This window comes from Streptomyces cinnamoneus (genome assembly GCF_002939475.1).
GTDB lineage: Bacteria > Actinomycetota > Actinomycetes > Streptomycetales > Streptomycetaceae > Streptomyces > Streptomyces cinnamoneus_A.
On record NZ_PKFQ01000001.1, the window covers coordinates 287,092 to 306,135 of the forward strand.

Here is a 19,044-nt window from a genome sequence, read left to right on the forward strand (position 1 = left end):
CGCCGGGCGCGGCCGGATCGCGGGGCCCGGCCGCGCCCCCGTCACCGGCCGGGCTACGGAGGCGCCGGAGCCCGGCTCAGTGCACGGAGAACCCGCCGTCGACGAAGACCGCCTGCCCGGTGACGTACGCGGAGGCCCGGCTCGCCAGGAACACCGCGGCTCCCGCGAAGTCCTCGGCCAGGCCGTTGCGTCCGACCAGCGTGCGTGCGGCCAGCGCCGCCACCTTCTCGGGGTCGGACGACAGGCGCGCGTTGAGCGGCGTCATCACGAAACCGGGAACGAGCGTGTTGCAGGTGACGCCGAACGGCGACCACGCCTCGGCCTGGGAACGGGCCAGCGACTCCAGCGCGCCCTTGGAGACGCCGTAGGCGCCGCTCTGCACGAACGCGCGGTGCGCCTGCTGGGAGGTGATGTGGATGATCCTTCCGAAGCCCCGTTCGGCCATCCCCGGCCCGAACCGCTGCCCCAGAAGGTGGGGCGCCTCCAGGTTCACCGCCATCGTGGCGTCCCACACGTCGTCGCCGAGTTCACCCAGGGGCGGCCGGAGGTTGATCCCGGCGCTGTTGACGAGGATGTCGGGCTCCCCGAAGACACCGGCCGCCTCCTCGGCCGCCGCCCGCACACCCTCGCGGGTGCTCAGGTCGGCGCTCACCCAGGCCGCCCGGCAGCCCTGCGCCGTCAGCTCGTCCACGGTGGCGGCCAGCTTCTCCTCCCCGCGCGCCACGATCACGACGCCCGCCCCGGCACGGGCGAGGGCGCCGGCGACGGCCCGGCCGATGCCGGAGCTGCCCCCGGTCACCAGCGCGACCCTGCCGTCCAGCGCGAACAGTTCGGAGAGGTACGTCTGCGAGTCCATCACCGCACCCTAAAGGGCACGTCCGCACCGGTGGCACCCGGGGGAAGCACCTCGGTGTCCGGCGCCTCACGGCGCCCGTCCCCTCCCCGGCGATCGGGGTCTATGGTGACCCCATGAAGATCATCGACCTCGCCCCCGGCGACGAACGCCTCATAACCGACCTGCTCCCCGTCCTGCGGGAGCTGCGCCCGCACCTCACCGAGGACGTGTTCCGCGACGTGTACGCCGAGGGCCACGGCCAGGGGCTGCGCTTCACCGCCGCGTACGACGACGACGGCGTGTGCCGGGGGGCCGCCGGCTGGCGGCTGGTCGTCAACACGAGCACGCTGCGCTCGGTGTACGTCGACGACCTGGTGACCGCCGCCGCCGCGCGCTCGACCGGTGTCGGCCGGGAACTGCTCGGTCACCTGGAGCAGCGCGCCCGAGACCTCGGCTGTCACTGGTTCACCCTGGACTCCGCCACCCACCGCACCGACGCCCACCGCTTCTACCTGCGGGAGCGGATGTCCATCACGGCGTTCCACTTCATGAAGGACCTCACCTGACGGACGGAGCGTCCCCCGCCCCCACCGGCCGTACGGGAGCTCGCCGTGGCCGAGCAGGGGGCGGGGCCTGGGGGCCCGGGTCCCGTCGCGGCGGAATGGCGCCGCCCGCCGGCTTGTTGGCCCCGACGACTGCGGCGACCGCCGGCAGTCGACGTCTTGTGTGCCGCCCGCGGCCCGCAGCCGGGCCCGTCGGGCTCGACGCCGACAACGCGAACGAGTGGTGGGGAAGAGTGACTGACACGATCAAGCACCGGTTCATCGAGGTCAACGGGGTTCGGCTGCACGTCGCCGAGCAGGGTGAGGGGCCACTGGTCCTGTTGCTGCACGGGTTCCCCGAGAGCTGGTACTCGTGGCGGCACCAGTTCGAGCCGCTGGCCCGGGCCGGCTTCCGGGTGGTGGCACCGGACCAGCGGGGCTACGCGCGCAGCGAGCAGCCGGCCGACCCTTCGGCGTACAGCCTGCTGCACCTGGTCGGCGACGTGGTCGGGCTGGTGCACGCGCTGGGTGAGGAACAGGCGGTGGTGGTCGGCCACGACTGGGGAGCGCCGGTGGCCTGGACGAGTGCGCTGCTGCGCCCCGACGTGGTGCGCGCGGTCGCCGGTCTGAGCGTGCCTCCCGTCCTGCCGGGCGGCATGGCGCCGCCCTCGGTGACCCGACGTCTCTACGGCGACGGCTTCTACCAGCTCTACTTCCAGCGCCCGGGCGTCGCGGACGCCGAGCTGGCGCAGGACCCCGCCTCCTCGTTCCGGCGCATTCTGTTCAGCGGTTCGGGGGACAACCCGAACGTCGAGCGGCCCCGTCCCTGGACGATTCCGGAGGGCCTCTCGCTGCTGGACACCGTCCCCGAGCCGAAGGAACTCCCCGGCTGGCTCACCGAGGAGGACGTCCAGGCCTTCGCCGAGGACTACGCCGGGCACGGCGAGCACGCCTTCACCGGCCCGCTGAACTGGTACCGCAACATCGAGCGCAACCAGGAGCTGCTCGCGCCGTTCCGCGGGCGCGGCATCGAGGTGCCGGCGCTGTACGTGTACGGCGACCGCGACATGGTCACTTCGATGGCCGGCATGGACCAGCTGATCGCGGGTCTGGACCGCGTGGCGCCGAAGCTGCACCGCAGCGTGCGGCTGCCCGGCTGCGGGCACTGGACCCAGCAGGAGCGGCCCGCGGAGGTCAACGCGGCACTCGTCGACTTCCTGACGCAGCTGCCCGGCTCGGTGTGAGCCGCGAGTTCACCCCCGTCATGACCGCTTAGTGGTCGCCCTGGCGCTCCAGTCCTGGAGGCCGCCCTTCGGGGGCCGCCGCCGTGAGGCCGCGGCCCCCTCGGGCATCACTGCCGCAGGTGCCGCAGCACGGACCCCATCGCCCGCTCCACCGCGTGGCGCGTCTGCGCCGTGTGGTCGATCGTCTCGAAACCGTGGTGGCCGAGCGGCACGTCGATCACCTCGACCTCGGCGTCGCAGTCCTCTGCCGCCCTCAGGAACTCCTCCACCGTCCCGGCGATCTGCGCGTTCTCCAGCCCCACCCGCGTCAGCACGATCGGCGGCCTCTCCGCCGCCCTCACCGCGACCGCGGGACGGAACCGGGAGTCGGCGAGGCCCCAGCCCGGCAGCGGGGCGAGCACGGGGTAGGTCGCCGCGACGCAGCGCAGCCACGGCGGGGGCGCCGCGAGCCAGTCCGCCGACAGCAGTCCGCCGGCCGAGAAGAACCACAGCGCGACGCGTTGCCCGTCGACGCGGGGATCGGCCCGTACCAGCTCCACCGCTTCGGCGACGTCCTGCGCCGCGCGCCCGTAGTCGCCCAGGCCGTGCAGCCGGTGGTCCAGCGTCACGCCGACCGCGCCGAGGCTCGCCGCGTAGCGGCCGTAGCCGACGAAGGACGGCCAGTCGCGCGGCGTCGGCTGCGCGCTTTCGGGCACCGGGCCGCCGTGGACGAACACCACCGCGGGGCGGGGCTCGTCGGCGTCCGGGGGGTAGAGGTCGATCCGCCCCGTCCGCTCGCGAGGCCGCTCCGGTACGTCCAGGAGGAACGGCCGGGGGTGAACGGGCCGCTCGCACGGCGTCACCGTCACTCGCCGGCCTTCTCCCGCGGCGGCGCGCAGCAGTACGCCGGCCAGCTCGTCGGGGGTGGAGAGCATCGGCCAGTGTCCGGTGTCGAGTTCGAAGAAGGTCACCCGGGGGTCGGTCAGTTTCCGGTAGCGCGGGTCCCCCATGCTCATCACGAGTTCGACCATGGCGATGCTCGACCCGTTGGCGGTGCACAGCACGCCGGTCGTCGGCACTCCGTCGGCCCGCCCCGACAGCCGGAGCGGCTGGTCGAGCGTGCGCACGGGCTGCGGTGCGGCGAGGCGGACCAGCCGTGCCAGCTCGTCGTCGGGGACACCGGCCGTACTCCCCCGGGCCGGCCACTCGGCGGCGGTCGGCGGGGGGACGCGCCAGCCGTCCTCGGCCCGGTCCAGCAGCCGCTCGCGCGCCGCCGGGTCGGGCATCAGGTCGAGCACCGACTCGCCGTCCCGGGGCATGCCGGCGTCGACGTGCACGATCCTGCCGACGCGGTCCGGGCGCCGGTCGGCGACGCCCAGGACCGGGTGGATGCCGGCGCCGTGTCCGGCGATCACGACCTGCGGGGCGTCGATGCGGTCGAGCAGCCGCGCCAGCTCCTCGATGTGCGTCTCCAGGTCCGTCCCGGGGCCGGCCAGGTCGCGGCGGTCCCCCAGGCCCGTGAGCGTCACCGGGTGCACCTCGGCCCCCGCCTCCCTCAGCCGGGCGGTCACCCCCTCCCACACCCAGCCTCCGCAGTGGGGTCCCGGCACCAACACGAACGTCGTCATGAACGCCTCCTCGCACACCGTTCTCCGCGGGACCGGCCGCTTGGGCCGCCCGCGCTCCCGGGTACGGTAGGAACTCCCCCTGCTGGAGGTTCAAGCCGTGTCCCCTGACGGCATGTGGAGCATCGGAGAACTCGCCGAGCACGCGGGCGTCACGGTCAAGACCGTCCGCTTCTACTCCGACCGCGGCCTGCTGCCCGAGGCCACGCGCAGCTCCGGCGGTCACCGCCGCTACGGCCCCGAGGCGCTCGACCGGCTCCGCCTGATCCGTTCGCTGCGCACCCTCGACCTGCCGGTCCCCGACGTGGGCCGGATCCTCGACCGCGAGGACACGATGGAGGACGTCATCGCGGGGCAACTGCGGGAACTCGGCTCGCAACTGGCCGCCCTGCGCTGGCGCGAGGCCGCCCTCCAGCTGCTCCAGGACTGCGCCCCGGAGGACCGCGTCGACCGGCTGCGTCTGGTCGGCGCCGTGTCCGCCCCGCCCAGCACGGCGGCCCTGGCGCGCTTCTGGCGGGGCTGGCTGCCCGCGCGGCTCCCGGCACGGGTGGTCTCCGCGGTCGTCGACCAGGCCGTTCCGCAGCCTCCCGCGGATCCGACGCCGGCTCAGGTCCTCGCCTTCGCCCGGCTCCACGCCTTCGTGTCCGGGCCCTGTCCGGGCGGCGACCGCGGCCAGCCGGCGGCGCACCGGGCCGAGGAGGGCTACCGCCCGGCCGTGCTCTACGACGGTCTCAGCGAGGCCTACGCGCTGGCATCGACGCAGATGCGGGCCCGGCGGGCACCGGGCGACGGCGAGGCGCTCGACTGCTTCGTCTCCGCGTACGCCCTCTCACGCGGCACACGGGACACTCCCGCGTTCCGCCGCCGGCTCAGCGGCCAGCTCGCTGCGGACCCCCGCATCGACCACTACTGGGACCTGACCGCCGAAGTCACCGGCTCGTCCCGGCCGACCCCCGGCGCCGCCCACGACTGGCTCCGCGCCGCTCTGGACGCCCAGGTGGCCCCGGACGGCCCCGGTGTCCCCGCAAGCCGCCGGGCACATCAGGCGCAAGCGGTGTAAATTTGCCCAAAAGTTCCCTCTGGGAGGAGCCGGTATGTCCTCGAAGCGGCGCCGCAAGAAGAAGAGCCGTCGCAAGCACGCGGCGAACCACGGCAGACGGCCCCAGTGCTGAAGGCCGCCCGCCCGCTCAGCGTGCGTCGCGCACGCGGAACGGGACGCCGGCCGTCTCCAGCCGTTCGATGAGCGCGTCACCCATCGCCGTCGCCGGCGTGACCTGCCCCGACGTCGTGGGCAGCTCGTCCAGCGCGAGGCACAGGGAGGACTCGGCGAGCATCTTGGCCGTCTCGCCGTAGCCCGGGTCGCCTCCCGTGACCTCGGTGAACACGCGCCGGCCGCCCCCCGCGCCGACGTACCGGAGCCGGAACCAGCCGCGGGCCCGCTGCCGCGCGCTCGGCCCGCGTCCCGGCGCGTACCGGCCCGCCAGCCAGGACCTGACGGACGGCACCTGGGCGGCCGCGGCGAGGACGCCCACCCCGGCCGGCGCGGCCAGCGCCACGGGCAACGTCTTCACCGAGGCGTAGTGCCGGTAGCGGAAATCGGGGCCGTACCGCTCCAGCGCGGCGGCCGAACGCCGCACGACCATCGGGTCGAGGGTGGGGAGCGGCAGTGCCCACGTGCCGGTCTCCTTGCTGAACCGCGGCGCGCCCATCGGCGCCCGGACCCGGCGCCCGACGGGCCGCTCCTCGTACCGCCGCCGCTCACGGGCGGCGGCCAGCGCCTGCGACCGGCGCCCGACGATGGTCAGAGCCGAGGTCAGCGTTCCGCCCGAGACCATCCCCCGCGCCCGGACGAAGCCGTCGACCGTCAGCGGCACGCCCTCGGGCAACCGCTGCACGGTGAAGTAGACCCCCAGGTCGTGCGGCAACGAGTCGAAGCCGCAGGCGTGCACGATCCGCGCGCCGGTCGCACGGGCCCGCGCCCCGTACCGCACGAACATCAGGTCCACGAACTCCGGCTCGCCGGTGAGGTCGGTGTAGTCGGTGCCGGCCTCCGCGCACGCGGCCACCAGCGCCTCCCCGTACCAGATGTACGGGCCCACGGTGGAGGCCACGACGTGCGTGGACTCGGCCAGCGCCCGCATCGCGACCGGGTCGCTCGCGTCCGCCGCGACGACCGCCAGGCCGGCGGCCCGTTCGGGATCGAGCGCGGCCAGGCGCTCACGCAGCCCCTCCAGCTTGTCCCGGCTGCGCCCGGCGAGCGCCAGCCGGCAGCCCTGTGGGGCGTGGGCCAGCAGATACTCGGCGGTGAGCTCTCCGACATAGCCCGTCGCTCCGAAGAGCACGACGTCATAAGGCCGTTCGGGACCGTCCTGTCTGTTCACGACGCCTCCGTCCGCGGGAATCAGATCACTTTAGACCGTAGTCGCTCGTGTCCGTCCGCAGGCGGGGCAGGCGCAGCCCGGTGAAGAGCCGTTCCGGTGCCCGGTCGGCGCGTCCCCTCGACGCGCTCGGCTGACGGCGGCGTCGCGCGCCGGGTCAGCGAGCGGTAGCAGGGACGCCTGGGGCGCCGGTCCGTCAGACCAGGGCCGTCGCCAGCAGTTCCGCGGCCCTGGCGACCAGGGGGTCGTCGGCCGGCGGCTTGGGTTCGTGCTTGGTCGTCAGGACGGCCAGCACGATCGGGGTCCCGTCCGGGGTCCAGGCGAGCCCCACGTCGTTGTTGGTTCCGTAGTCCCCGCCGCCGGTCTTGTCGGCGACGGTCCACTCGGCGGGCAGGCCGAGGCGGAAGCGCTTGGCGCTGGTGGTGTTGGCCAGCAGCCAGCCGGTGAGGCGTTCGCGGTCCCGGGGCGCGAGCACGTCGCCGAGAACGAGCCGGGCATAGGTGTGCCCGATGGCGCGGGGAGTGGTGGTGTCGGTGGTGCGCCACGGCTCGGCCGTGTTCAGCGCGGGCTCCCACCGGTCCAGCCGGGTCGTCGTGTCACCGGCCGAGCGGCAGAACCGGGTGACGGCCGTCGGGCCGCCCAGCTCGCGCATCAGCAGGTTCGCCGCGGCGTTGTCGCTGAAGGAGATCGCGGCGCCGCACAGTTCCTCCACGGTCATGCCGTGCGCGAGGTTCTCCGGCAGGCCCGTCCTCGGGGCGTACCCCGAGTCCTTGGTCTCCTTCTCGGTGTAGTGGACGCGCTTGGCGAGGAACTCGCCGTCGCGGTCGAGGTCGCGCAGGACAGCCGCGACCGCGAGCGTCTTGAACACCGAGCACATCGGGAAGCGTTCGTCGGCCCGGTGCAGCACGGTTCTGCCGGTCTTCAGGTTGCGCGCGAAGACGCCGAGGCGGGCTGAGTGCTCCCGCTCGAGCGAGCTCAGCCGGCGGGAGATCCCGCCGCCGGGCGTCGCGGCGTGTGCCGTCTGCGGGGAGACGGCCGCGGCCATCGCCGTCCCGGCGCCGAGAGCGAGTACTGCGCGGCGGGAAAGGTGTGCGCCTTCGGTCCCCAAGGTTCGTCTTCCTTTCACTTGCGACTATGACATGGGGTAACACGCTCCTCGATGATCAACTGGTTCCGCTTAGATCGCTCTTGTCTCATTTGCTACTGCTGCCACCGCCGCCCCGGGCGGTCAGTTCACCGGCGACGGTGCGGCGGCGTCCCCCTCGGCGCCGCTGACGCGCAGGCTCTGGGCCCGTGCCAGCTCCCGGTAGGTGTCGCTGCGGACGAGGAGTTCGTCGTGCCGTCCGGACGCGATGACGCGGCCCGCGTCGAGCACGTAGATGTGGTCGGCGTTCTGCACGGTGGACAGCCGGTGGGCGATGACCAGGACCGCGCACCGCTTGGTGATGTCCTGCATCACCTGGCTCAGGGCCGCCTCGTTGAGGGCGTCGAGGTGGGAGGTCGGCTCGTCCAGCAGGAGCAGGGACGGCTCCCCCAGCAGGGCGCGGGCGAGCGCGACGCGCTGGCGTTCTCCCGCGGAGAGGGCTCCGCCGCGCTCTCCCAGGACGCAGGCCAGGCCGCCGGGAAGGCGGTCCACCACGGGCCGCAGGTTCGCACGGTCGACGGCCTCCTCCACTTCCGGCAAGGAGGCGTCGGGGGCCCCGTACGTGATGTTGTCCCACAGGGAACCGTGGACGACGTGTGTGCTCTGGTCGACGACGGCGACGCGGGAGCGGCATTCCCTGCGGCCCATGGACGATGCCTTCCGTCCGTCGAACAACACGGCGCCGCCGTCGGGTTCGTAGAACCGCGACACGAGCGAGAAGACCGTGGACTTCCCCGCACCCGACCGCCCCACCAGGGCCACCATCCGGTGGTGCGGCACGGTCAGGGAGACTCCGCGGAGGACGGGCCTGTCGGGTCCGTAGCCGAACCAGACGTCGCTCAGGGCGAGGACGGGTGCGGGCTCTTCACCCGGCTCCGGCACGGCGGGAGACGGAGACGGAGACGCCGGCTTCCGGCACTCCCCGGTCTCTCCCGGCGCCTCCTGGGCGAACCCCGGTCCGGCGGGTTCGACCGGAAGGTGCAGCACCTCGTCGACGCGCTGGTACGCCCCCATGCCCCGCTGGATCTGACCGATGGTCCGGAAGACCGAGGAGAGCGGTACAACGAGGTAGGAGGCGTACAGCAGGAAGGCCACCACGTCGCCGAGCGAATCGGAACGGCCCACCCGCATGCCTCCGATGACGAGGACCAGCAGGAAGGAGCCCTGGACGGCGACTTCCACCACCGGGCTCATCACCGACGCGAGCTTCGCGGTCCGCACCCCCGCCTCGTACGAGCCCTCCACGCGGCTCCCGATGCAGCGCTCCTCCCGTTCCTCGGCGCAGTGGGTCCGCACCATGGGCAGGGCGCCGAGGGCCCGTTCGAGATCGGCGGCGATCTCGCCGACGGCCGCCTGCATGCGTTCGGCGGCGGTGCGGATGCCGGTCAGGAGGGAGGCCACGATCGCGGCGGCGACGGCGACCGTGAGGATGACCAGGCCCAGCAGCAGCGGGTCGATGAGGACCATCATCACGACCGCTCCCGTCGCGACGGCCGCTCCGGTCACGAGGTCCACCAGCGACTGCGCGACCGCTTCCCGCAGCAAGGTGGTGTCCGCGGTGACCCGGGAAATCAGGTCGGCACTGCGGTGCCTGCCCATCTCCCTCATCTCCAGCCGCAGCAGCCGGGACACCAGGCTCAGGCGCAGGCCGCGCACCACCCGCTCCCCCATGCGCTCCAGGAGGAAGCGCCCGAGGGCGCTCGTCGCGGCCTCGGCCAGGAAGAGGGCCGCCAGGAGCGCGAGCAGCGGCCACAGCGCGCGGCCGTGCCCGCTCGCGTCCACGATCTTCTGGGCCAGCAGGGGCTGCGCCAGCCCCAGGGCGGAGGCCCCGACGGAGAACACCGTGGCGACGGCGATGGCCGGCCGGTGTCCGGCGGTCAGCCGGTACATGACGGCGACGGCTCCCCGTGCGGAGTGCCGTGCCCCGGGGTGCGGCGCCGGGGCCTGCCCGCCGGTCATGTGAGCGGCCGGCGGACCGGTGCGACGGTTATCAGCCGGCTGAAGTAGTCGTCGGGAACGTGCTCCCCCACGAGGTGCCCCTCGACCTCCACCCAGGCGTGGGCGGTGAACGGGGGCACCACGCGCACTCCCGTGCACCACGTCGGCCATGTCCCGCCGAGCCGGCACAGCAGGGCCGTGGCCAGGGAGCGCGGAAGGCAGCCGCGCGGCCCGGCGCAGAAGAGGCTGACGGCGCACACCGCGTTCCGGGCGGCCAGGGTCTGGGCCGCGTCGGCGGGTGCGGCACCGCGTCGCGCCACCGTGAGGACGGTCCGGATCCGGTGGGGCGGCAGGAACGCGAGGGGGACGGCGAGGAGCAGCACGAGCCGGGCCGCCGTCCGCCGGGTGAGGGGCACGCCCGTGGGGCGCTCCAGAGCGCTGGGCGTCGTCATACGACCAGCCCTGTGGCCCGCAGTTGGGCGATCAGCGCGGTCACGTCCCGCACGGCCTGGCTCCGCTCGACGTCGAATTCCGTGACGAGGGCGTCGACGGCGTCGCCCTGTTCGCCGCCTTCGAGCAGGGTCTGGACGACGATGGTTCCGGTGGGGTTGAGTTCCCAGTACTCACCGCTGCGCTGGTCGAGCAGCACAGTGCCGTAGTCGGTGAGCGCGGTGCACACGTCGGTGCCGAGCCGTAGCGCCATGGGGGGTTCCTTTCGCTGAGCGGGACGGCGGTGCTACCGGGGGGCGGGGGTGGCCTTCCCGGCCCGGGGCAGGTTCCGTAGCCACACTTCGCAGGCGATCGTGGAGTACAGGACGGCGTTCTCGAGCCCCGGGGTGGCGGGGCGCCGTGCCAGTGACCGCAGGGCGTCGGCGTCGACGAGCCCGAGCCGGGCCAGCCGCGAGTCCTGCCACAGGGCGAGGAGGTCGCCGCGGTGTTCCCGCAGTCCGTTGGAGGCGTCCATCGACGCCTGGGCCTTGTCGGAGCGCCGCAGGCACTCCTCCGGCACGACTCCCCGCATGGCCGTGGTCATAAGCGGTTTGTAGGCCCAGGGCGTGACCCGCTCGGCGCCGTCGACGGCGAGGCACGCCTCGATGACGCGGTCGTCGAAGAACGGCGAGGCCATGGGCAGCCCGGCCCGGGCGGCCATGCGGTCCCACTGCCGGACGATGCGGGTGCAGGAGCGGATCTCGGCGAGGTCGTTGTGCATGCCGCGGTCGCGGTGCAGGGGTTCGGCGCGCGCGGCGGCCTCGGACAGGGCGTGCTGGACGGTCCGCGCCGCGTCGGGGGCGACCCAGTCGAACAAGCGGGGTGGCGTCCCCCAGCTCAGGGCCCCGGTGGCGGGTGTGGCCACGGGGTCGCGCAGCCGCGAGGCCGCGTCCGCGAGCCACGTGCCGTACGGGCGCGTGTCGGTCAGTGCCCGGGCCACCTCGGAGAGGGGCCAGTGGAAGAGCACCCTGAACCCGCGGATCTGACGCAGGGCGTACAGCGGCCGGACGCGCAGCAGCCGGTGGTAGTACGCCTCGGAACACCAGGCGACGTGGTCGCCGCCGATCCCCGTGAGGTGGACCCGGCTCCCCCGTTCCCGCAGGGCGGGCAGGTGGTGCAGCACCCGGGACCGGTCCATCACGCCGATGGTGGGTTCGTCCATCGGGTCGTCGATGTCGAGGAGGTCGGAGTACACGAGCGGGGAGGCGTCGGCGTCCCAGACGACGTGTTCCAGGTCGGGGAGGTGGCCCGCCGCCTTCTTCGCCCAGTGCAGGTCGGTGTCCGCGGGGTCCCGGCCGGCCAGGTCCCGGCCACCACGTGCGCCGGTGACCGGGCGGCCAGGAAGCACACGGACGTGGAGTCCAGGCCGCCGGAGAGGTCGCAGCTGACCGTGCCGCCGTGCCGCGTACGGGCGTCGACCGCTTGTGCCAGCGCTTCGCGTACGGCCGGGGCGCCCTCGGCGAGGGAACGGGTGGGCTCGGGCGGCGTCCACCACCTCGTCTGCCGGGCCGTGCGGCCGTCCGGCGTGACGATCAGCGCGTTCTCGGGCGGCACGGCCGCGACTCCGCGCCATGCCGGCGTTTCGAACAGGGGGTAGGGCAGGGGCCACAGCAGCCGGGTGGCCAGCGCTTCCTCGTCCACTCCGGCCCCGGTGGCACGGGCCAGTACATCGGCGGTGGTGGCGGCCACCCGCACACCCTCGACGTCCGTGTGGAACAGCAGACGGAGCCCTGAGGCGGTGCCGTAGGCCTTGAGCCTCCCGTCGACCGTCGCCACCAGGTGAAAGCTCCCGGGAAGCGTCCGGACGAGGTCGTCGAGGTCTGCGAGGTCGCGCGTCCTCTCGACGTGACGCAGGAGTTCGGCGGGAGTCACCGGGCAGCAACCGACGACGGCGATGGCCGTCCGCCGGCAGCGCGCGGTGACGATCTCCTCGTCGCACCAGCGGCCGACGAGCCAGGGCCGGCCTGAGGCGTGTTCGAGGACACGGGTTCCGGGGAAGGCGAGGCACCGTGCCGCGGCGCGCGCGGCTTCGCAGTCCGGAAGGACCGCGAAGTGCGCGTCACCGCGGCACGTGCCCGCATTCTCATGCGAGTTCGGCATGTCGGATCAGTGACCCGGCCGGCCTCAGTTCTTGCTGAGCAGAATACGGTCGTTGCCGTGGGCTCCGAGCAGACCGGTCCTGGTGCGGAACGCGCCGCGACGGACAGCTGCGGGTGCCTCGTACGTCTTCTTCATGACGTCTCCTACTCGTTGGTACCCCAACTCACCCGTTCCCAAGGGCAGTTGCATCTAGGAGAGGGGGGCGTGGGGAGTACGCCCAACGTAGCAACGAGCAGTGAGGGTTCCACAAGGCATTCCAGGGGGGACGTATGGAAGTCGTTCTACATGCTCATCCGATTATGCAGTGACTGCCATGTGCGGCTTTCTGAGGAGCGTGCGTCCACTGTGACGTTCAGGCATTGCTGATATCGAATGATCCGCATACATGTCCCGCTACCGAGGAGTACGGAGGTGATCATCATGCGGATCACTCGCCGGAGCGCAGAGTTCCGCTACGGCCGGTCCGCTGACCCTACGCCGATGGACCAGTAGACGCCTACAGCAGCCGACGCGCGTTCCCTCATGCCCCGACGGCGGGAACCATCCCGGCCCGGAGGCCGCCGAAGCGCTCGTCGACGCCCCGGGGGTTCGCCGGGCCCGGGAGGCGGACCGCCGGCCGGGGTTCCTCCGTCCTCGTCGCTGATCAGCAGGCGAGCCGGGCGGCGATGCCGTCGAGCACGCATGCGAGGCCGGCGTCGAAGGTGGCGGTCGCGTCGAGATGCGTGCCGTCCTCGACGGCCTCGGCCAGGGTGGGGTAGCGGCCGGTCGCCAGGTCCGGCCGGCCGCCGCGAGGGCCATCGGCCACAACCAGTCCCTGGCCGCCCAGCGCAACGGCGACGGCCGCGTCTGCGTCTACTTCTCCATCCGCACCCCGGAGAACTGGCTCGACACCTGCGGCATCCCCTTCTCGGACGCCGCCCGGGCCCGCGAGGCCCTCAAGGGCATGTACGCCGACTGGGCCCCGCAGCTCACCGCGCTGATCGACGCCTGCGACGGCCCCTTCACACCCCGCACGCTCACCGTCCTGCCCGTCGGCCTGACGTGGCCGCCCACTGCGGGCGTCACCCTGCTCGGGGACGCCGCCCACCTGATGCCACCGGTCGGCATGGGCGCCAACATGGCCATGCTCGACGCCGCCGAGCTCGCCCTCGCCCTCGCCGCCGACCGCACGGACCCCTTCGCCGCCGTCCGCGCCTACGAGACCGCCATGTTCGAACGCGCCGCCACCGCCGCGCGGGCGTCGGCAGCCGTCATGGACATCGTCATATCACGCGACGGCGCGCGGAACACACTGGACTTCTTCCAGTCCCACGACGCCGGCCTCCCTGACCGGCCCGGGCCGTCCGGCGGAAATCCGGATGCCCCGCTCCAGGAGCGTTCGCTACCGTAAGGAGCATGTCGACGCCCCGAATCTCCTAGCTGAGGACCCGCTTCCCCGCCAGAAGTGTGTCCTTTTGCTTTTTCGGAGCGTCATATCATGATCACCGTTCGTGACGTCGAGCTGCGCGCGGGCGCCCGCCTGCTGCTGTCCGGCGTCTCCTTCACCGTCTCCCCCGGCGACCGCATCGGCCTCGTCGGCCGCAACGGCGCCGGCAAGACCACCCTCCTGACCGCCCTCGCCGGGCGGTCCCGGCCGGCCGCCGGGACGATCACCCGCACCGGGCCCGTCGGTTTCCTGGCGCAGGACTCCCGCCCGGCCGACCCCGCCGTCACCGTCACCGACCGGATCCTGTCGGCCCGCGGTCTGGACCGTGCCCTGAACCGGCTGCGCACGGCCGAGGCCGCGATGGCCGATGCCGACGGCCCGGCCGCGCTGGCTCGGGCGATGAACGCCTACTCCCGCGCCGAAGCGGCCTTCCAGGCGGGCGGTGGATACGCCGCCGAAGCCGAGGCGGCCCGCGTGGCGGCGGGGCTCGGGCTGCCCGACCGCGCGCTGGGCGAACCGGTCGGCTCCCTGTCAGGCGGACAGCGGCGCCGGGTGGAGCTGGCGCGGATCCTGTTCGCCGGGCACGACGGCACCCTGCTGCTGGACGAGCCGACCAACCACCTCGACGCGGACGCGGTCTCCTGGCTGCGCACCTTCCTGCGGGGGCACCAGGGCGGCTTCGTGGTGATCAGCCACGACACCGCCCTCCTCTCCGACGTGGTGGGCGGCGTCTTCCACCTCGATCCGCAGCGCGCCACGATCGACGTCCACCACACCGGCTGGCACGCGTACCTCGCCCAGCGGGAGGCCGACGAGCGCCGCCGCGCACGGGAGCGGGCGAACGCCGAGCGCAAGGCCGCCGCCCTCCACGCGCAGGCGGACAAGATGAAGGCGCGGGCGGCCACCGCCGTGACGGCCAGGAGCATGGCGCGGCGGGCCGACCGCATGCTCGCCGCCCTGGAACCCGCCCGGCGCACGGACAAGGTCGCGAAGATCCGGCTGCCCGAACCCGCGCCGTGCGGCCGGATACCGCTCGGCGCCGTCAGCCTGGCCAAGGCCTACGGCGGCCGTCAGGTCCTGAGCGGCGTGGACCTGGCCGTGGACCGGGGAAGCCGGCTGGTGGTGCTGGGGCTCAACGGCGCGGGCAAGACCACCCTGCTGCGCCTCCTGGCCGGCGAGGAGCGGCCGGACGCCGGGCGGGTGGTGCACGGGCACGGGCTGCGACTGGGCTACTTCGCCCAGGAGCACGACACCCTCGCCCGGGAACGCACGGTCCGACAGAACATGACCGCCGCCGCCCCGCACCTGACGGACGGTGAGGTGCGGCAGGTGCTGGGGGCGTTCCTGTTCACCGGTGACGACGCCGAAAAGCCTGCCGGGGTTCTCTCCGGAGGGGAGAAGACCCGCCTGGCACTCGCCGGGCTGGTGCATTCCGGGGCGAACGTGCTGCTGCTGGACGAGCCGACCAACAACCTCGACCCCGCGTCCCGCGACGAGGTCCTCGCGGCGGTCGGCTCGTACCCCGGCGCGATCGTCATGGTCACCCACGACGAGGGCGCCGTCGACGCCCTGCGCCCCGACCGCGTCCTGCTCCTGCCGGACGCGGACGAGGACCTGTGGAGCGAGGACTACCGGGACCTGGTGTCCCTCGCCTGACCGGGGGCGCCGGAGCAGGCCGCCGGGCCGGGCGTCACCGGGCCGGCGGCGGCACGGCACCGCGCGGCGGCCGGTGACGCGGCTCCCCCTCGGGGCCGCGTCACCAGGCCGGGGCGCCACCGGTCGCGCACGCGACACCCCGCTCCTGGTCCGTACGTATTGACGGCGGGTCACGGCCACCCTACGTTCGTGGAAAGTCGACCGGGGGCCTCCGTCAACTCAGTCCGCGCCAGGTGATTCCACCCTGGCCGGGAGGAGGCCGCTCATGTCGCGTCGGATGTCACCTTTCCCTGGTGTCGTGGCTGCCTTGGCCCTGGTCCTCGCCGTGCAGGCGCCGGCGGGCGCGGCGTCCGGCCCGCCGCGTGAGGACACGTGCGCGGTGAAGCCGAAGCCGGCCGGCAAGGTCCTCCAGGGGTACTGGGAGAACTGGGACGGGGCCGCGAACGGCGTCCACCCGCCGTTCGGATGGACCCCGATCACCGACTCCCGCATCGGTGCCCACGGTTACAACGTGGTCGACGCGGCGTTCCCCGTCATCCGCTCCGACGGCACCGTGCTGTGGGAGGACGGGATGGACGCCTCGGTGAAGGTCGCCACTCCGGCCGAGATGTGCCGGGCCAAGGCGGCCGGCGCCACGATCCTGCTGTCCATCGGCGGCGCGGCGGCCGGCATCGACCTCAGCTCCAGCGCGGTCGCCGACCGTTTCGTCCAGACGGTGGTCCCGATCCTCAAGGCGTACAACTTCGACGGCATCGACATCGACATCGAGACGGGACTGGTCGGCAGCGGCGACATCACCAGGCCGTCCACCTCGCAGGCCAACCTCATCCGCATCATCGACGGCGTGCTCGCCCACATGCCGTCCGGCTTCGGCCTGACGATGGCACCCGAGACGGCCTACGTCACCGGCGGCAGCGTGACGTACGGCTCGATCTGGGGCGCCTATCTGCCGATCGTGAAGAAGTACGCGGACAACGGCCGGCTCTGGTGGCTGAACATGCAGTACTACAACGGCAGCATGTACGGCTGCTCTGGGGATTCGTACTCCGCCGGGACGGTGCAGGGCTTCACCGCACAGACGGACTGCCTCAACAAGGGCCTCGTCGTCCAGGGCACCACGATCAGGGTTCCGTACGACAAGCAGGTGCCGGGGCTGCCGGCACAGCCGGGCGCCGGGGGCGGCTACATGTCGCCGGGCCTGGTGGCGCAAGCCTGGAACACCTACGGCGACCGCCTGAAGGGCCTGATGACCTGGTCCGTCAACTGGGACGGATCGCGGGGCTGGACGTTCGGGGACAACGCCAAGGCGCTCCAGGGCCGCTGAGACGCACCGCGGGCCGTGCCGGGCGGAGCCGTCAGCACTCCCGGGCCCGCTGCCGCGCCCGGTAGGCCCGCAGATTGGCGGCGTTGCCGCACGTCCTCACGTCGTGCCAGACACCGCTGTTGTTGCGGGAACGGTCGTAGAAGGCGACGCGGCAGCACGGGTTGCGGCACGTCTTGAGGCGGCGCCGGGTGTCGGCCAGCTGTGCCTCGAAGGCGGCCACCAGGACGAGGGAGGCCAGACGCCGCCAGCCCGCGCCGCGCGGCTCCAGGCGTACGGCGCCGTCCTCGCCCAGTTGCAGCGAGGCGGCGGTGCAGTGCAGGACCAGGGCGGGCGGCCCGGCCTCCTCCCGCTGCCCCCCGGCGGTCACCTCGTGCAGGTCGCCGCGGAAGGCCCGCAGCTCTTCGAGGCCGTCGGCGTCGAGGACCACCCTCGGCACGGGCTGCCCCGTGACGGCCGTCCACCCGGCGGCGGCCCCGTCCGCCCACCGCTGCGCGTCGCCGAGGTCCGCGAGGAGGTCCAGGTCCCGGTGTGCGCCCGCGGCCACCGTGTTGAGCAGGTCCTGGACGAGACCGAGACCACCGGGGGCAGCCTCCAGGCCGTACCGGGCGGTCGCGGGCCAGGTCATCGTGGGTCGTCCTTCCGGCGTCGTGCTGAACGCCTCAGTCTTTCACGCCGCCCCCGGGCACCGGGGCGGGGCGGCAGCGGGTCAGACCAGATCGCCGAGCCGCGACACGTCGTACGGGAGGGCCTCCTCCAGCCGGTCCTCCAGCGCCTTCGTGGGCCACTGCGGGTCGGCGACGATGGCCCGGGCCACGGCCACGACGTCGAACTCGTCCCGCTCCAGGCGGTCCAGGAGCGGGGCGATGCCGGTGACGCCGGCCGGCCCGGAACCGCCCCGCGGGCCGATGAACTGCTGGTCCAGACCGACCGATCCCACCGTGACGGAGGGCTTCCCGGTGAGCTTCTTCGTCCAGCCCGCGAGGTTGAGGTCACTGCCTTCGAACTCGGGCAGCCAGTAGCGGCGGGTGGAGGCGTGGAAGGCGTCGACCCCGGCCTCCGCGAGCGGGGAGAGCATCAGTTCCAGCTCCTGCGGGGTCTGCGCTATCCGGGTGTCGTAGTGGTCGACCTTCCACTGCGAGAAGCGGAAGAGGATCGGGAAGCCGGGCGAGACCGCGGCGCGCACCGCCGCGACCACCTCGGTGGCGAAGCGGGCGCGGGAGGCGGCGTCGCCTCCGTAGGCGTCCGAGCGCCGGTTGGTGCCCTGCCACAGGAAGTCGTCGATCAGATAGCCGTGGGCGCCGTGCAGCTCGACGCCGTCGAAACCGATGCGCTCGGCGTCCGCGGCGGCCCGGGCGAAGGCCTCGACGACGCCGTCGATGTCGGCCTGCGTCATGGCCTTGCCGTGCGGGCGGCCGTCGAGGCCGATCCCGGACGGCGTCTCCGCCGGCGCCCCCTCGGCCGCGAACTCGTCGGTGCGGGCCACTCCGGTGTGCCACAGCTGGGGCATGATCCGGCCCCCGGCCTCATGGACCCTCTCCACCACGCGCGCCCAGCCCGCCAGGGCCTGCTCGCCGTGGAAGTGCGGCACCCTGTCGTACGCGGCGGCCGCCTCGCGGCCCACGTAGGTGCCCTCCGTGACGATCAGGCCCGCGCCGCCGGCCGCCCGCCGCGCGTAGTACGCGGCGACGTCCTCGCCGGGCACCCCGCCGGGCGAGTGGCGCCGGGTCACCGCCGCCATCGCGATCCGGTTCTTCAGGGTCAGGTCGCCGAGGGTGAGGGGCCGGCCCAGGAGGCGGGCGGCGCGGGAGGGGAGCGCGTCACCGGAGGTCGCGGGTGTGGTCGTCGCCATGATGTCTTCGATCCTCTGCTCAGTACGTCACGCTGATGACATAACCGTAACGGCTATGGCTGCTACAGCCTTCCGTGATCCCCGTCACGCCAGCAGTTGGCTTCTCCCGTAAGACCATGGACATTTGACGTACAGTCCAATCACTTATCTCCCTGTCGACATAGTCAATCCATTGATGGGTACTTCCTCGGGACGATGCCTGGCGGCCGCCCGGCAGCAGGGGGCCGAGCGGGGGCGTAGGGTCGTGGTCGTACTCGCCCTCGCCGCCCTCGCCGTCGCCTTCACCACGGCCTTCGCCTTCGGGCGCCTGGTGACCTGGCTGACGCGTGGCCTGCCGCGTGTGGCCGGGGTGCTCTTGTCCGTGCTCGTGACGTTCGCCTCGGCCTACGCCGTGGTGTGGCTGACGTGGCCGTCCTACCTGTCGGTCCTCTTCATGCTGCTGTGGTGGGCCGGCTCGCTGTCCGGGAACGTCGCCGCGTGGCTGAGGCGGCCGGCCGGCCGCCACGCGTGAGACC

The 19,044-nt window shown here is 73.2% G+C and carries 21 protein-coding genes; 8 read left to right on the forward strand and 13 right to left on the reverse strand.

Translation table 11 applies throughout. The features are described 5' to 3' along the window. Positions 1-76 precede the first annotated feature (76 nt). Positions 77-856 carry an SDR family NAD(P)-dependent oxidoreductase gene (locus CYQ11_RS01485; protein ID WP_099199273.1) on the reverse strand — a complete coding sequence of 260 codons (780 nt, stop codon included), beginning with the start codon at positions 854-856 and terminating at the stop codon, positions 77-79. 113 nt (positions 857-969) lie between these two features. Between CYQ11_RS01485 and CYQ11_RS01490 the strand changes: the two genes are divergently transcribed. Both CYQ11_RS01490 and CYQ11_RS01495 read left to right on the forward strand, forming a co-directional pair. Beyond that, complete coding sequence (locus CYQ11_RS01490; RefSeq protein ID WP_099199274.1) at positions 970-1,401, forward strand: GNAT family N-acetyltransferase; 432 nt, start codon at positions 970-972, stop codon at positions 1,399-1,401. A gap of 230 nt (positions 1,402-1,631) precedes the next feature. After that, complete coding sequence (locus tag CYQ11_RS01495) at positions 1,632-2,621, forward strand: alpha/beta fold hydrolase (RefSeq protein WP_240003402.1); 990 nt, start codon at positions 1,632-1,634, stop codon at positions 2,619-2,621. A gap of 107 nt (positions 2,622-2,728) precedes the next feature. Here the strand turns inward: CYQ11_RS01495 and CYQ11_RS01500 are convergent, their stop codons facing one another. Further along, positions 2,729-4,228, reverse strand: coding sequence for an alpha/beta hydrolase (locus tag CYQ11_RS01500; RefSeq protein ID WP_099199316.1), 1,500 nt, complete (start codon positions 4,226-4,228; stop codon positions 2,729-2,731). Between the two features lie 112 nt (positions 4,229-4,340). Between CYQ11_RS01500 and CYQ11_RS01505 the strand changes: the two genes are divergently transcribed. Both CYQ11_RS01505 and CYQ11_RS30950 read left to right on the forward strand, forming a co-directional pair. Next, entirely contained in the window at positions 4,341-5,285 is a 945-nt protein-coding gene (locus tag CYQ11_RS01505) for a helix-turn-helix domain-containing protein (protein WP_099199276.1), read from the forward strand. A 34-nt stretch (positions 5,286-5,319) separates the two neighbouring features. Further along, the gene (locus tag CYQ11_RS30950) at positions 5,320-5,397 is read left to right on the forward strand and encodes a hypothetical protein (protein ID WP_466330927.1); all 78 of its coding nucleotides are present in this window, start codon (positions 5,320-5,322) and stop codon (positions 5,395-5,397) included. Positions 5,398-5,412: 15 nt separating this feature from the next. Here the strand turns inward: CYQ11_RS30950 and CYQ11_RS01510 are convergent, their stop codons facing one another. The 9 genes from CYQ11_RS01510 to CYQ11_RS30100 all read right to left on the reverse strand — a co-directional run bounded on the left by CYQ11_RS01510 (position 5,413) and on the right by CYQ11_RS30100 (position 13,046). Beyond that, positions 5,413-6,606 (reverse strand): saccharopine dehydrogenase family protein, encoded by a 1,194-nt coding sequence (locus CYQ11_RS01510; protein ID WP_099199277.1) that lies wholly within the window; start codon positions 6,604-6,606, stop codon positions 5,413-5,415. A gap of 193 nt (positions 6,607-6,799) precedes the next feature. Continuing rightward, complete coding sequence (gene bla, locus CYQ11_RS01515) at positions 6,800-7,648, reverse strand: class A beta-lactamase (RefSeq protein ID WP_099199278.1); 849 nt, start codon at positions 7,646-7,648, stop codon at positions 6,800-6,802. 183 nt (positions 7,649-7,831) lie between these two features. Beyond that, positions 7,832-9,637 carry an ABC transporter ATP-binding protein gene (locus CYQ11_RS01520; RefSeq protein WP_338105525.1) on the reverse strand — a complete coding sequence of 602 codons (1,806 nt, stop codon included), beginning with the start codon at positions 9,635-9,637 and terminating at the stop codon, positions 7,832-7,834. Positions 9,638-9,702: 65 nt separating this feature from the next. Beyond that, entirely contained in the window at positions 9,703-10,137 is a 435-nt protein-coding gene (locus tag CYQ11_RS01525) for a lasso peptide biosynthesis B2 protein (RefSeq protein WP_099199280.1), read from the reverse strand. Further along, the gene (locus CYQ11_RS01530; RefSeq protein WP_099199281.1) at positions 10,134-10,388 is read right to left on the reverse strand and encodes a lasso peptide biosynthesis PqqD family chaperone; all 255 of its coding nucleotides are present in this window, start codon (positions 10,386-10,388) and stop codon (positions 10,134-10,136) included. Before CYQ11_RS01530 ends, CYQ11_RS01525 begins: the two co-directional genes overlap by 4 nt. A gap of 33 nt (positions 10,389-10,421) precedes the next feature. Further along, positions 10,422-11,408 carry an asparagine synthase-related protein gene (locus CYQ11_RS30590; RefSeq protein WP_275666395.1) on the reverse strand — a complete coding sequence of 329 codons (987 nt, stop codon included), beginning with the start codon at positions 11,406-11,408 and terminating at the stop codon, positions 10,422-10,424. Next, positions 11,312-12,274, reverse strand: a complete 963-nt coding sequence (locus CYQ11_RS30595) for an asparagine synthase-related protein (RefSeq protein WP_275666394.1) — start codon at positions 12,272-12,274, stop codon at positions 11,312-11,314. The genes CYQ11_RS30590 and CYQ11_RS30595 overlap by 97 nt, the downstream gene beginning before the upstream one ends. Before the next feature lie 24 nt (positions 12,275-12,298). Continuing rightward, positions 12,299-12,409, reverse strand: coding sequence for a keywimysin-related RiPP (locus CYQ11_RS01540; protein WP_104650939.1), 111 nt, complete (start codon positions 12,407-12,409; stop codon positions 12,299-12,301). A 508-nt stretch (positions 12,410-12,917) separates the two neighbouring features. Continuing rightward, a complete protein-coding gene (locus CYQ11_RS30100; protein ID WP_275666396.1) occupies positions 12,918-13,046 on the reverse strand; it encodes a TetR/AcrR family transcriptional regulator C-terminal domain-containing protein in 129 nt (42 codons plus the stop codon). Between CYQ11_RS30100 and CYQ11_RS30600 the strand changes: the two genes are divergently transcribed. From CYQ11_RS30600 to CYQ11_RS01560, 3 genes are all read left to right on the forward strand, one after another. Continuing rightward, positions 12,993-13,664, forward strand: coding sequence for an FAD-dependent monooxygenase (locus tag CYQ11_RS30600; RefSeq protein WP_107489252.1), 672 nt, complete (start codon positions 12,993-12,995; stop codon positions 13,662-13,664). The genes CYQ11_RS30100 and CYQ11_RS30600 overlap by 54 nt on opposite strands. Before the next feature lie 87 nt (positions 13,665-13,751). Then, the gene (locus tag CYQ11_RS01555; protein ID WP_181143540.1) at positions 13,752-15,356 is read left to right on the forward strand and encodes an ABC-F family ATP-binding cassette domain-containing protein; all 1,605 of its coding nucleotides are present in this window, start codon (positions 13,752-13,754) and stop codon (positions 15,354-15,356) included. A gap of 277 nt (positions 15,357-15,633) precedes the next feature. Next, positions 15,634-16,680 (forward strand): chitinase, encoded by a 1,047-nt coding sequence (locus CYQ11_RS01560; protein ID WP_099199283.1) that lies wholly within the window; start codon positions 15,634-15,636, stop codon positions 16,678-16,680. Positions 16,681-16,711: 31 nt separating this feature from the next. On the opposite strand, the gene CYQ11_RS01565 is transcribed toward CYQ11_RS01560, so the two are convergent. Further along, positions 16,712-17,305, reverse strand: a complete 594-nt coding sequence (locus tag CYQ11_RS01565; RefSeq protein WP_099199284.1) for a CGNR zinc finger domain-containing protein — start codon at positions 17,303-17,305, stop codon at positions 16,712-16,714. An 81-nt stretch (positions 17,306-17,386) separates the two neighbouring features. Beyond that, the gene (locus tag CYQ11_RS01570) at positions 17,387-18,529 is read right to left on the reverse strand and encodes an oxidoreductase (RefSeq protein WP_099199285.1); all 1,143 of its coding nucleotides are present in this window, start codon (positions 18,527-18,529) and stop codon (positions 17,387-17,389) included. Between the two features lie 175 nt (positions 18,530-18,704). Here CYQ11_RS01570 and CYQ11_RS01575 point away from each other — a divergent pair, with 175 nt between their 5' ends. Beyond that, entirely contained in the window at positions 18,705-19,040 is a 336-nt protein-coding gene (locus tag CYQ11_RS01575; protein ID WP_146104629.1) for a hypothetical protein, read from the forward strand. Positions 19,041-19,044: the final 4 nt, after the last annotated feature.